Origin of the sequence: Puniceibacterium sp. IMCC21224, assembly GCF_001038505.1 — a bacterium.
GTDB lineage: Bacteria > Pseudomonadota > Alphaproteobacteria > Rhodobacterales > Rhodobacteraceae > Puniceibacterium.
Map to the genome: position 1 here is coordinate 1,161,726 of NZ_LDPY01000001.1, position 12,615 is coordinate 1,174,340.

A 12,615-nucleotide genomic window follows, 5' to 3' on the forward strand; every position below is an offset into this window, starting at 1 on the left:
AGCCATTGATCGGATGTCCGCAGTGCGGCGGCGGAATGCCTCTGGCTGGCCTAGCGTTCCTTGACGTAGGGTTCGCCGCCGGCGCGGGGCGGGATCGCCTTGCCGACAAATCCGGCAAGGATCACAACCGTCAGGATGTAGGGCAGGGCGTCCATCACCTGTACCGGGATCACGATGCCACCAAGGTCGATATTCTGGTAGCGCAGCGCCACCGCTTGTAGCAGCCCAAAGAGCAGGCAGGACCAAAGCGCATACCATGGCCGCCATTTTGCAAAAATCAGTGCCGCCAAAGCGATGTAGCCGCGCCCGGCTGTCATATCTTTGACGAAGCCGGCCTGTAGCCCGGTGGCCAGATACGCCCCCGCGATGCCGCAAAGCAGCCCGCAGATGGCGACCGCGGCAAAGCGAAGCCCGACAACCGATACGCCGGCCGTATCCACCGCTTCGGGTGCCTCGCCCACCGCGCGCAGACGCAGGCCGAAACGGGTGCGAAACAGGATCCACCAGGTCAGCGGGACACACAGGAACGCCACATAAACCAGCACCGAATGACCCGAGATCAGCTCGGCGTAGATCGGGCCCAGAATTGGCACACCCGACAAGGCACCGGCAAACGGCAGGGTGATCTGTTCAAACCGTCCCCCACCCATCAGGGATGGCGTGCGCCCGCCCTGCGAAAACCAGTCCTGCGCGATCAGAACCGTCAGGCCAGCCGCAAGAAAGTTGATCGCCACGCCCGAGATCAGCTGATTGCCGCGAAAGGTGATCGAGGCCAGACCGTGGATCGCCGCCAGCACCATCGACGATGCGATCCCCGCCAGCAGGCCCAGCCAGACCGATCCCGTCAACGATGCCACTGCGGCTGAAAAGAACGCCGCCATCAGCATCTTGCCCTCAAGCCCGATGTCAAAGATCCCCGCGCGCTCGGAAAACAAACCCGCGAGGCAGGCCAGCAACAAAGGCGTGGCCAGACGGACGGTTGAATCGAGAACCTGCAAGAGGGTGAGGAATTCCATGCGTCTACCCTTCTGACGTCGCCAGCCGCCAGGCCGCGAATGTAAAGAAACCGCCCAGAGCTGCCTCGACCCAGCGACGTCCGCGCTGATAGGCGGCGCGCACCGGCCTGGCCGACAATAGCACCGCCCAGGCCGCGTGGCAGAGGAAAGAGATGCAGAATGCACCTACCACAAAGGCCGTGATTACCGGGGCGCCGCCGCCCTTGGTCGCACCTACCGAGGCGATGGCCAGCCAGAACACGATGGCCTTGGGATTGGTGACCTGCAGCAGGAACCCGGCCGCGAAATGTTTGGCCACGCTTTGCTGGGTCGCGACTGTCGGCGCGACCGTGGGCGGGTTCAGCGCCTTGCGGGCCGCGCCCCAAGCCAGCCAGAGCAGATAGGCCGCGCCGATCAGACGCAGAATTTGCATGGCCCAGGCGGCCTGCGCAATCAGCAGGCCAACCCCCAGCAGCGTGGCGATGTTCAGGCAGAGACTGCCACAAGCAATCCCGGTGGTGGCAATCAGCGCCGGGCCGCGCCCCTGCGACGTCGACAGCCCCAATAAAAACGCCACCGCCGGACCAGGCGACGCAGCGGCGAGAAAAAGAATCGAATAGGCAGCAACAAACGCGGGCAGGTGGGCAACAAGCTGTTCCATTCTCAGCCCTCTTGCCGGCGCATCGCCAGGAACACACGCTCCAGTGGGCCCCGCACCATATTGTCAAGCGCCCCGGTGAACAAGATCACCAACGCCTGGATGACGACGATCAACTCGCGCGGGATGTTGGTCCACAGCGCGAGCTCGGCCCCGCCCTGGTAGAGAAAGCCAAACAGTATGGCGGCGAGGAACACGCCCAACGGGTGCGAACGGCCCATCAGCGCCACGGCGATGCCGATGAAACCCGCCCCCTCGGTGGCATTCATGATCAGGCGCTCGGCTTCGCCCATCGTGGTGTTGACGGCCATCAATCCCGCCAGACCACCCGAGATCAGCATCGCGATCACGGTGATCCGCACGGGCGAGATGCCGGCATAGCGCGCCGCCGGTTCCGAATGGCCAAAGGCGCGGATCTCATACCCCAGTCTTGTGCGCCAGATCAGCACCCAGACGGCGATGCAGGCCAGTACGGCGACAAAAAACGACACATTGGCCGGTGCGCCGCGGAACATCGGATCCGCCGCGGTTGAGAACATGTCCTGAAAGGTTGGCAGGCTGACCGCATCGGGGAACCGCGCAGTGGCGGGGTCCATGGCACCCACCGGACGCAGGACATTGACCAGAATGTAATTGAGCAGCGCGGCGGCAATAAAGTTGAACATGATCGTGGTGATCACGATATGGCTGCCGCGTTTTGCCTGTAGCCAGGCCGGGATCAGCGCCCAGAGCGCGCCAAAGGCCGCAGCCCCGACACAGGCGAATATCAGCGCCAGTGACCAGTGCGGCCATGGGATATACAGGCACACCAGCGCCACGCCTAGCCCGCCGAGCATTGCCTGCCCTTCGCCACCAATATTGAACATTCGCGCGTGGAATGCCACCGACACGGCCAGACCGGTAAAGATGAAATTGGTTGCGTAATAGAGCGTATATCCCCAGCCTGCCGATCGCATCAGCGCGCCTTCGACCATCAGGTTGAAGGCATCAACCGGGTTTTCGCCGATGGCAATGATCACCAGCGCCGACAGGACCGCCGCCAGCAGCAAAGAGATCAGCGGAACAAGGACCGCATCGGCCCATGGCGGCATCTTATCCATGGCTGTGTCCTTTCATGGCGACGTGATCCTGATTTTGCGTGCTCCAAAGACGCCGCATCTGTCGCTCACTCATGCGACGCGGCCTCCCGCGCTTCTTTGGCGCGGAGCTGTTCATCGACAGCTTCGATCAGCGGTTTGTCGGGGATGTTGGTGATCCCGGCCATCATCAGACCCAATTCCTTTTGGTTGGTTCGTGCCGGGTTGCGAAAGCCCATGATACGTCCGTCGAACATCACCGCGATGCGGTCGGACAGCGAAAAAATCTCGTCCAGTTCGACCGATACCAGCAGGATTGCCTTGCCTGCGTCGCGCAGCGCCACGATCTGTTGATGAATGAATTCGATGGCACCGATATCCACCCCGCGCGTCGGCTGGCCGATGAGCAGGATGTCTGGATTGCGCTCGATCTCGCGGGCCAGAACCACCTTTTGCTGATTGCCGCCCGAGAAATTTCTGGCGGCGAGGTTGGGATCGGGCGGACGGACGTCAAAGCGCGCCATCTTGCCGGCGGCGTCGGCGCGAATGGCGGCGTTGTTCATGAACAGCCCAGATTGGAACGCTGGGTCGCGATGATAGCCGAAAACGGCGTTTTCCCAGGCGGCGTAGGGCATGATCAGCCCTTCGTTCTGTCGATCCTCGGGCACATGGGCGATGCCCTGCTCGCGGCGCGACTGACCGTCTGACTGACTGCCGGTCAGGTCCAGTTCGATGCCGTTGACGCGCACGATGCCGGTGGCGTTGGCATAGCCGCCCAGCACTTCGAGGAGTTCGGACTGGCCGTTGCCCGCGACGCCGGCGATGCCTAGGACCTCGCCCGCGCGCACCTCAAAACTGATGCCGCGCAGTCGTTCCACGCCCTTGTCGTCATGCAGACGCAGGTTTTCGACCTCAAGCACCGCAGGGCCGGGCAAGGCAGGAATTTTGTCGAATTGTAGCAGTACCTTGCGTCCAACCATCAGCTCGGCCAGCTCTTCGGGCGATGTGTCGGCTGTCTGGACCGTGGCCGTCATTTCGCCACGCCGCATGACCGAAACGGTGTCGGTGATTTCCATGATCTCGCGCAGCTTGTGGGTGATCAGGATGATCGTTTTGCCCTCGGCGCGCAGATTGTCGAGGATGCGGAACAGGTGATCCGCCTCGGCGGGGGTCAGCACACCAGTCGGTTCATCAAGGATCAGAATATCCGCCTGCCGGTACAGCGCCTTGAGGATCTCGACCCGCTGCTGGTGGCCAACGGAGAGGTTTTGAACCAAGGCATCCGGATCAACGGAAAGCTCGTATTCCTCGGCCAGCTTTTTCAGCGCGCCGCGCGCCTTGGCCAGAGAGGGGCGGAGCAGGCGGCCGTCCTCGGCCCCGAGTATGACGTTTTCCAGAACGGAAAAATTCTGCACCAGCTTGAAATGCTGGAACACCATGCCAATCCCTGCGGCAATCGCGGCCTGGCTGTCGGGGATTTCAGTCTTTTTGCCGCCGATAAAAATCTCGCCCGCGTCAGCCTTGTAGAATCCGTAAAGGATCGACATCAGCGTCGATTTCCCAGCGCCATTTTCACCAATGATGCCGTGGATCGTGCCCGGCATGACGCGAACCCGGATATCCTTGTTGGCCTGAACCGGGCCAAACGCCTTGGAGATCCCTTTGAGTTCGATGGCGGGGGCGATATCTGTCATGGGCCCGTTCATTTTCAGCGTCAGGAAAGCAGGTCGCGTCTTGATGGCGCCGCGACCCGTGTTTTCAAGCGATCAATTTGCCTGTGCAGATTATTCCACTGGGCAGGTGTTGTCGGACATGTAGTCATGCACCATCAGTTCGCCGCTGGCGATCTTGGCCGAGGCATCGTCAACTGCGGCCTGCATCTCGGCTGTAATCAGATCGGCGTTGAATTCATCTACGGCATAGCCGATGCCGCCGTTGGCAATCCCCATCACATTGATTCCAGTCTCGAGGTCCGCGCCCGAGGTCATGGCGTCGTAGACGGCATTGTCAACGCGTTTGAGCATGGATGTCAGGACCTTGCCGGGATGCAGGTAGTTCTGGTTGCTGTCGACGCCGATTGACAGGATATCCTCGTCCGCAGCGGTTTGCAGTACGCCGACACCGGTGCCGCCGGCGGCAGAATACACCACATCGGCGCCTTGGCTGATCTGGGCCTTGGTCAGTTCGGACCCCTTGACCGGGTCGTTCCAGGCGGCAGGCGTGGTGCCGGTCATGTTCTGGATCACAGTCGCATCGGCGTTCACGGCCTTGACGCCCTGCACATAGCCGCAGGCGAATTTTCGGATCAGCGGAATGTCCATGCCGCCGATGAATCCAACGGTGCCGGACTCGGATGCCAGCGCGGCCATCATCCCAACCAGGTACGATCCCTCATGTTCGTTGAACACAACCGAGCGGACGTTGGGGGCGTCGACCACCATGTCGATGATCGCGAACTTGGTGTCAGGATAGTCGGGGGCGACCTCACCCAGTACGTTGCCAAAGGCAAAACCGGTCATCACGATCGGGTTGTTGCCGTTTTCGGCAAAGCGGCGCAGGGCCTGTTCGCGCTGCGCCTCGGATTGCAGTTCGATTTCGCGAAAGGACTCACCGGTTTCCTCGGCCCAGCGGGTGGCGCCGGCAAAGGCGGCCTCGTTGAACGACTTGTCGAACTTGCCGCCAAGGTCAAAGATTAGCGCCGGTTCGGCTGCGGCGGCACCGGCTGTCAGAGCCAGCGTCGCAGCCGCGCCGAGGAATTTCTGCATGAGGGTCATGAGGTCTTGCTCCCAAGAGTTGGATCTGCGGCCGGTGATCCTGCCGCGTGTTCGTGGATCATCGAGGATCAACTGTAAGTAAGTCCGCACGCGGGGGAAGGGTCAACAGCTATTTGCAACTTATATTTGCAGCTGATCCGACCTTGGTGCTGTTAAAAGGGATAAGTTCCGCATCATGAGCACCGCATCAATGCGACTGCCGTCCGGTTGGGCATAATAGCCTTTGCGCAGGCCAGTGTTGACGTAGCCGAAATTTGCGTAAAATGCACGGGCTCTTGAATTTGTCGCAGCGGTTTCGAGGAAAATTCGCACCGCGCCGCGCACTTTGGCCTGTGACTCGAACCGGGTCAGGATGTCGGTGCCCAAGCCTCGGCGCTGATGATCTGGGTCAGTGGCAAGGGCCAGGATCTCGGCCTCGTCAATGATTACGCGGCCAAGGCAGAACGCATGTGGCCTGCTCACCAAGAGGGCGGTGGGCTGCGTCAGAAGATCGTCAAAATCCCGCGCTGACCACGGCGCCATGTCCTGATAGGCGCGGGCTTGCAGTGTCGCGAGCTGCTCTGATCTCACGGCAGCATAACCGGCGGCGCGGTGCGCGATGGCGCTGCGTCGGCGGGTTTGACATAGAGCGGGGCAGGGCGATGTGCGTCCGGTTGGTGCAGGTATTTGAGGCCGACAGCGGTCAGCGTTATCCCGATCCTGTCGGGCATCACCGGGTTGCTGTGGGCGTCCAACTGTTGGCAGATTTCGTCTGCCGCAAATCCCGATACTCCCATCCCGAAACGCATTTGCAAGTCAGCCGGAGTCGCAATGGGGTCGATCAGGCGCGCAGCCCCAACGGGCACTGCATCCTTGAATTGCTGCACATAGGCCTGCCCCCTCGGCGCAGGCAGGGAAAACAGCGTTGGTTCCATGGTTGGAATGGCCTTTGGCGTGGATTCCGGGTCGTCGGCGTAATGCGCCAGAACTTCGAACATCGACACGCCGATCGCTGGGATGTTCAGCGCCAGAGCCAGCCCGCGCGCCGCCGCAACCGATATCCTGATGCCGGTAAAATTGCCCGGTCCGATACCGACCGCAATGCCTGAAAGGTCATGCCAGTTCTTGCCTGCGCTGCGCAGCATGTCCTCAAGCATCGGAATCAGGTGCTCTGCCTGTCCCTTGGCCATGGCGTCATGGCGTTCTGCCAGAACAAAATTGTCATTGAGAAAGCCGTCCCGCCAGACCAAAGCGGCCGCGCAATGCGCGGCCGAGGTGTCAAAGCCCAGAACGAGTGCCTCAGACCGCAACCGGGCGAACCTCCGTCACCTCCGGAATGTAATGCCGCAGCAGATTCTCGATCCCCATCTTCAGCGTCAGGGTCGATGACGGGCAACCCGCGCAGGCGCCCTGCATGTGCAGGTAAACCACACCGCGATCAAAGCCGTGAAACGTTATATCGCCGCCATCCTGCGCCACGGCAGGCCGTACGCGGCTATCCAGCAGCTCTTTGATCTGGCCGACGATTTCGGAATCCTCGCCCTGGTGCGCGGCATGGCCGCCACTGCTCTTGGCATCGTCTGCCATGACGGGCTGCCCGGACTGGAAATGCTCCATGATCGCGCCAAGGATGGCGGGCTTCACGTGATCCCAGTCGGTGGCTTCATCTTTGGTAACGGTGACAAAGTCGGTGCCAAAGAACACCCCCTTGACCCCGTCGACGGAAAACAGCCGTGCCGCGAGCGGGGACGCGGCTGCGCCATCGGCGCTCGGAAAATCGGCGGTTCCCATCTCAAGCACAGTCTGTCCTGGCAGAAACTTGAGCGTAGCCGGATTGGGCGTGGATTCTGTCTGAATGAACATCGTGGCAGGTCCTTTCTGCGTTGAAACTTATATGCGCCTGACCGCCCGCTGCGTCAAGGTTTGGAATCGTTCTAAAATGGTGCCACCACGAGGCTACCGACCTACTCCGGTGCCTTTGGTCGCAGAATCGAAAATCGTTTGAAACGCGCGCAGCATATATCCTATGGCGCAGGTCTCAGGTGATCGCCTCTAGCCGCTCTTTGGACAGATCCCCCGGAACAATGGTGATCGGAATCGGTAACGAACCTGCACTGCGTGTCATCTGCGTGACCAGCGGCCCCGGACCTTTCTTGTCGGTTCCGGCCCCCAGCACCAAAACACCGATCTCGGGGTCGTCGCGGACCTGCTCGATGATTTCGCTCACGGACTCGCCTTCGCGGATCACAAGTTCGGGATCAACGCCCTGCTTGTCGCGCATCCATTTGGCGAACACTTCGAAATGCGCCTGAATACGCTCGCGCGCCTCTTCGCGCATGATATCTCCAACCCCGATCCAGTGGTTGAATTCATCTGGCGGAATCACCGACAGAATGGCCACGCCGCCGCCGGTGCGGGCAGCGCGCATCGCGGCGAACCGCATCGCATTGAGGCATTCGCGGCTGTCATCCAGCACAACGAGGAACTTGCGCATATTTTTCAGTCTCCCTTGGACGGGATCATGGCGCAGGGGACATTCCGGCGCAAGAGAGCCGTGACCGGACGTCCCATTCAGGCAGATTTGACTTGCTATGTGCGCGCGGTTCCTTATTGCAGAAGCAAAGCCACAAAACGAGCAGTGTATGACCTTTCAAAACGTGACGATGCGGCCCTCTGAGCAGCCAACAGGGACCGTACCTAGTGATGCCCGCGACTGGATCAAGATTCTGTCCGCCTATCGCGCGCCCAATCTGCGGCGCAGCCTTTGGGAACTGGCCGCGAGTCTGGTGCCGTTTCTGGCACTCTGGGTGCTGGCATATGGCGCTTTGCAGGTTTGGGCCCCGCTTGCGGTGGTTGTGGCGCTGTTCAACGGCATGTTTCTGTTGCGGTTGTTTGCGATTCAGCATGATTGCGGCCATGGCGCGTTTCTGAACAACCGCCGCGCCAGCGACTGGATCGGGCGCAGCCTGGGTGTGCTGACGCTGACCCCTTATACGGTGTGGAAACGTGCCCACGCGATACATCACAGCCATTCAGGTAATTTGGACACGCGTGGGATTGGCGACATCGACACCATGACCGTAGCCGAATATCAGGCGCTCAGCGCGTGGGGCCGGTTTGGCTACCGGCTTTATCGCAACCCTGTGGTGATGTTCGGCATCGGGCCGGCCTACCTGTTCTTTTTCAAGCATCGCCTGCCTTTTGGTCTGATGTCGGCCGGGCGCCAGTACTGGATCAGCGCGATGGGCACCAATCTGTCGGCGCTGTGCCTGCTGATTGGGCTGTATGTGATCGGCGGTTGGCAGTTGCTGCTGTTCGTTTATGTGCCGACCACGCTGACCGCTGCTTCGGTCGGTGTGTGGCTGTTTTATGTCCAGCATCAGTTCGAGACGACCCATTGGGACGGTGCCGAGGATTGGAAAATGCACGAGGCGGCGCTGCACGGCTCTTCGCATTACGATCTGCCGGTGGTGCTGCGCTGGCTGACGGCGAATATCGGCATCCATCACGTACATCACCTGTACAGTCGGATCCCGTTTTACCGCCTGACCGAAGTTCTGCGCGATCACAAGGAACTGGTCGAGAGCAGCCGCCTGACCCTGCGTGACAGCTGGGCCTGCGCCAGTCTTGACCTTTGGTGCACAGAAACACGGCGTCTGGTGTCGTTCCGGTCGCTGCGCAACATGGCGGGCTAAAAAAACCGCCGATTGCGCGTCGGTTCAGGCCGACGCGGCCCAGTCCCAATACAGTTGACGCGCGCGACGGGTGATCGGACCGACCTGATACTGCGTGTCATCAAACGCGGTGACTGGCGTGACCTTGTTCATGTTTCCCGACAGGAACACCTCGTCCGCGGCGTGGAAATCACCGAATGATAGCACATTCTCAACCACCTCGACGCCATCGGCGCGCAGGTTCGAGATGTGGCGCGCGCGGGTGATACCGGCCAGAAAGGTGCCGTTGGGCACGGGGGTGAATACGGTGCCATCCTTGACCATAAACACATTCGAGGTGGCGCTTTCGGCGACATTGCCCATGGCGTCCGCAACCAGCGCGTTGTCGAACCCCTTGGCGCGTGCTTCGGCGAGCATCCGGGCGTTGTTGGGGTACAGGCAGGCGGCCTTGGCGTTGACCACCGCATCCTCCATAACCGGACGGCGAAACTGTGTGCGGGTCAATGAGACCGAGGCCCCGTCGGGCGCCATCGGGATCTGTTCGAGGCTGATGGCAAAGCCGGTTGCGCCGGGTTTTGGCAGGATCGCACTATACCCACCGTCCAGCGCCCAGTACATCGGGCGAATGTAGACGGCAGCGTCTTTGGCATAAGCGGACAGGCCGTCCCAGACGATCTTAACCATGTCCTCGGGTGTCACGGTGGGCGTGACCAGCAGCGCCTCGGCGGATCGGTTGACGCGGGCGCAGTGCGCCGTCAGATCCGGTGCCATCCCGTTCACATAGCGCGCACCATCAAAAACGTTGGATCCCAGCCAGGCACCATGATCAGCGGCCCGGATCACGGATACGTCGCCATCATGCCAGCGGCCATCAAAATAGGTGCGGATATTTGTGCCGGTAACCATGCGGGATGCTCCTTGTGTTCTGCGCGGCGACGGTATGCCCAAGCCTAGGCGAGGTCCAGAGGCTCTGGCCGTTTCCGTCGCAGTCGGTGCCTACGCCGCCTCGGCCAGCAGGGCGTCCAGATCCAGCGGAGTGTTCACCATCTTCAACTGGCCCGATGCGTCGCGGGGCCACTCGGTTTGGGCGCGATCCCAATAAATCTCGATCCCGTTGCCATCCGGGTCGTTGAAATAGACCGCCTGAGACACCCCATGATCCGCCGCCCCCCGGAGCGGGACACCTGCGTCCAGCACATTTTGTAAAATCTGCGCCAGCGCCCGGCGGTCCGGATAGACAAAGGCGACATGATAGAGCCCGGTTGTCCCCGGTGCAGGCGCTTGGCCGCCGCGGCTGTCCCAGGTGTTCAGGCCGATGTGATGATGATAGCCGCCAGCGGACAGAAACGCCGCCTGTGCGCCGTATTGCTGCATCACATCGAACCCCATCACGTCGCGATAAAACATGATCGCGCGGTCAAGATCGGCCACCCTAAGGTGAACATGTCCAATACGGGTCTCGGGGTGGGTCTGTGTCATCGGTTCGCTCCTGTGCTTGCGACAGATATAGCTGTTGCGCCCACTTCCACATAGATCCCAAAAAACAGACCGAAGGTGCGCGCATGCACAGAGTAGGGCGAAATGTCAGTCGGGCCACGGTGACGATATCGCAGATTTCAGTCGTTGTTGATCGCCTCTTCGTCGCAAAGCACTTGCATGGCGCGCGCCATTTCTTGGCTATGGGCGTCGCGTATCGGCGCCTTGGCACGGGGGGCGGCTGTGGTGTCCACGGTGACGCCGGCCAGATGGTGAAAGAACAACCGCATCACATGCGCCACCCCGGCGGGCAGCACCTCGCGGCCATCTTCGGCAAAATAGCGGCCGCGCGCCTGCGGGCTGGTGATGACCTCGAATGAGGGAAAGTAGCAGCAGGCGTCAAACCGGTTGCGCACTTTTTCTGCGGCGATCCGCAGTGCCGCCTTGGACCAGGTGGTGGACACGGCCACATGCCGGTCGATAAACGTCGCGTTCAGCGGCACCGGTGATACGGTGAGGATGATCCGCACATCCGGGTTGCGCTGGCGGATCAGGGTCAGGGCCTCGGTTAGATCGTCGGCGGTTTCGACCTCATCAAAATTGCGAAAGGCCGTGAGAGCAGGATCATAAGTTCCACCGGCCACGCCGGGGGCGAGCGGAAACACTGCACCGTCGCGGGTATCTTCCCACCCCTCGGTCAGGCCAAGGGTGAACACAAAGACATCCATCGTCTCGAACGCGCGGCGCACAGCGGCAAGATGCTGTGCGCGATCCGCAGCCAGCTCTTCGACGCTGGCGTAGCCGCCGGGCTGGATCTGTGGGCGGAAGGGATCGACAAACGTGCCCGGCTTTGGTCCGTCCCAGGCGTCGGCCTGCGGGGTAAAGTCGCCATAGGCGCGGCGGATCAGCTGCAGCAATTGGCGGGCGGTATACAGGTTGCCGTATCGCGCAGAAAACAGACCATAATTATGCGCTTCGGCCACGTCTGCGGGAACAATAGGGTGGGCCGGTTCGGCAATGTGGTGGTCAAACCCCGACTGACTGAGATAGCGCGCCACATGCTGGGCAAAGCAACTCCCGGCGGTCACAATCCGGTCGTCGGGGCTGATCCGGAACGGCACGTCCGATACCGGATCAAAGGCGTTCAGATCAGCCACACCCGGCGCACGTTTCCAGAACTGGCGATCAGGCAGGCCGGAATAGGGGTGTTTACGGGTCATGCGGCCTCGGTAAAATGCTGCTGGATGAGATCAAGCATCACGCGCCCATAGGCGGTGTTGCCGTGGGTCGGATCGTTGTTGGCATAATCGTTGGCAAGAAAGCCGTCTGCGTCAAGCACGCTGGACGGCGCCATCAGCAGTGGATCGCCGGTTTCCGCCGCAAGGTCGGCATAAAGTACGGTCTGTATCCGGTAGAGCGCCAGCCGCAGCTCTGGTGGCGATATCCCCAATTTCAGCTGGGCGCGAAAAATGCCGGGATGGGCCAGAATATGTTCTGGATTGCCGATCGGTGGCGGTGGATTCAGGTACAGACACCGGCTGTTCGGAAACTGTGCCCGCACATTTCGGGCCAGTACAAACACCTGACGCAGGTTGTGTTCTGTCGTATCGCGCATCACCGCCTCGGGAATCAGCATCCGGCCCGGCGCGGGGCGATCCAGCGCAAACGGCTCTGGGTGGTTTAGCAACCCCAGCGTGCTATGAGCATTGCCACCAAGGCACAACACGATGCGGTCCGGCGTGCCTAGTCCCATATCCGAGATGTCGATCCCCCGCGCCCCGCGCTTGATGCGGTGCTTTTTCGTGGTGAGGCTTACAACATGCACGCCCCGGTCCTTGGGGTTCACAGCGCGGTCTAGGCATTCCACGTGGCTGTGGCCGACAATCAGCAGACTTGGATCAGGCTGCGATTTGCGCATAGCACGGGTAAGGGTTCGGAACATAATAAAAGTCCTGTGGAGCGTTGCGCCGAAACGTGACGCAG

General features: G+C 61.1%; 14 protein-coding genes. 1 reads left to right on the plus strand and 13 read right to left on the minus strand.

Annotated features, from left to right (window positions below; translation table 11 throughout):
* Positions 1–50 precede the first annotated feature (50 nt).
* The 9 genes from IMCC21224_RS05405 to IMCC21224_RS05445 form a co-directional block, all read right to left on the minus strand.
* Positions 51–1,016 carry an ABC transporter permease gene (locus tag IMCC21224_RS05405; protein ID WP_047994483.1) on the minus strand — a complete coding sequence of 322 codons (966 nt, stop codon included), beginning with the start codon at positions 1,014–1,016 and terminating at the stop codon, positions 51–53.
* 4 nt (positions 1,017–1,020) lie between these two features.
* Complete coding sequence (locus tag IMCC21224_RS05410) at positions 1,021–1,656, minus strand: LysE family translocator (RefSeq protein WP_047994484.1); 636 nt, start codon at positions 1,654–1,656, stop codon at positions 1,021–1,023.
* A gap of 2 nt (positions 1,657–1,658) precedes the next feature.
* Positions 1,659–2,753, minus strand: a complete 1,095-nt coding sequence (locus IMCC21224_RS05415) for an ABC transporter permease (protein ID WP_047994485.1) — start codon at positions 2,751–2,753, stop codon at positions 1,659–1,661.
* Positions 2,754–2,818: 65 nt separating this feature from the next.
* Positions 2,819–4,423, minus strand: coding sequence for an ABC transporter ATP-binding protein (locus IMCC21224_RS05420; RefSeq protein WP_047994486.1), 1,605 nt, complete (start codon positions 4,421–4,423; stop codon positions 2,819–2,821).
* Positions 4,424–4,513: 90 nt separating this feature from the next.
* Positions 4,514–5,503 (minus strand): BMP family protein, encoded by a 990-nt coding sequence (locus IMCC21224_RS05425; protein WP_047994487.1) that lies wholly within the window; start codon positions 5,501–5,503, stop codon positions 4,514–4,516.
* A gap of 120 nt (positions 5,504–5,623) precedes the next feature.
* Complete coding sequence (locus IMCC21224_RS05430; protein WP_053078899.1) at positions 5,624–6,073, minus strand: GNAT family N-acetyltransferase; 450 nt, start codon at positions 6,071–6,073, stop codon at positions 5,624–5,626.
* On the minus strand, positions 6,070–6,792 hold the full coding sequence (tsaB, locus tag IMCC21224_RS05435; protein ID WP_047994489.1) for a tRNA (adenosine(37)-N6)-threonylcarbamoyltransferase complex dimerization subunit type 1 TsaB: 723 nt from the start codon (positions 6,790–6,792) through the stop codon (positions 6,070–6,072). The genes IMCC21224_RS05430 and tsaB overlap by 4 nt, the downstream gene beginning before the upstream one ends.
* Positions 6,782–7,345: a NifU family protein gene (locus IMCC21224_RS05440; RefSeq protein WP_047994490.1), complete on the minus strand. Its 564-nt coding sequence runs from the start codon at positions 7,343–7,345 to the stop codon at positions 6,782–6,784. Before IMCC21224_RS05440 ends, tsaB begins: the two co-directional genes overlap by 11 nt.
* Positions 7,346–7,520: 175 nt before the next feature.
* Positions 7,521–7,976, minus strand: coding sequence for a universal stress protein (locus tag IMCC21224_RS05445; RefSeq protein ID WP_047994491.1), 456 nt, complete (start codon positions 7,974–7,976; stop codon positions 7,521–7,523).
* 148 nt (positions 7,977–8,124) lie between these two features.
* Here IMCC21224_RS05445 and IMCC21224_RS05450 point away from each other — a divergent pair, with 148 nt between their 5' ends.
* Entirely contained in the window at positions 8,125–9,177 is a 1,053-nt protein-coding gene (locus IMCC21224_RS05450; protein WP_156178139.1) for a fatty acid desaturase, read from the plus strand.
* Between the two features lie 24 nt (positions 9,178–9,201).
* Here IMCC21224_RS05450 and IMCC21224_RS05455 read toward each other — a convergent pair whose 3' ends face one another.
* The 4 genes from IMCC21224_RS05455 to IMCC21224_RS05470 form a co-directional block, all read right to left on the minus strand.
* Positions 9,202–10,062, minus strand: coding sequence for a branched-chain amino acid aminotransferase (locus tag IMCC21224_RS05455; protein WP_047994492.1), 861 nt, complete (start codon positions 10,060–10,062; stop codon positions 9,202–9,204).
* Positions 10,063–10,152: 90 nt separating this feature from the next.
* Positions 10,153–10,635, minus strand: a complete 483-nt coding sequence (locus IMCC21224_RS05460) for a VOC family protein (protein WP_047994493.1) — start codon at positions 10,633–10,635, stop codon at positions 10,153–10,155.
* Between the two features lie 137 nt (positions 10,636–10,772).
* The gene (locus IMCC21224_RS05465; RefSeq protein ID WP_047994494.1) at positions 10,773–11,852 is read right to left on the minus strand and encodes a GSCFA domain-containing protein; all 1,080 of its coding nucleotides are present in this window, start codon (positions 11,850–11,852) and stop codon (positions 10,773–10,775) included.
* The gene (locus tag IMCC21224_RS05470) at positions 11,849–12,574 is read right to left on the minus strand and encodes a hypothetical protein (RefSeq protein WP_156178141.1); all 726 of its coding nucleotides are present in this window, start codon (positions 12,572–12,574) and stop codon (positions 11,849–11,851) included. Before IMCC21224_RS05470 ends, IMCC21224_RS05465 begins: the two co-directional genes overlap by 4 nt.
* Between the last annotated feature and the right edge of the window lie 41 nt (positions 12,575–12,615).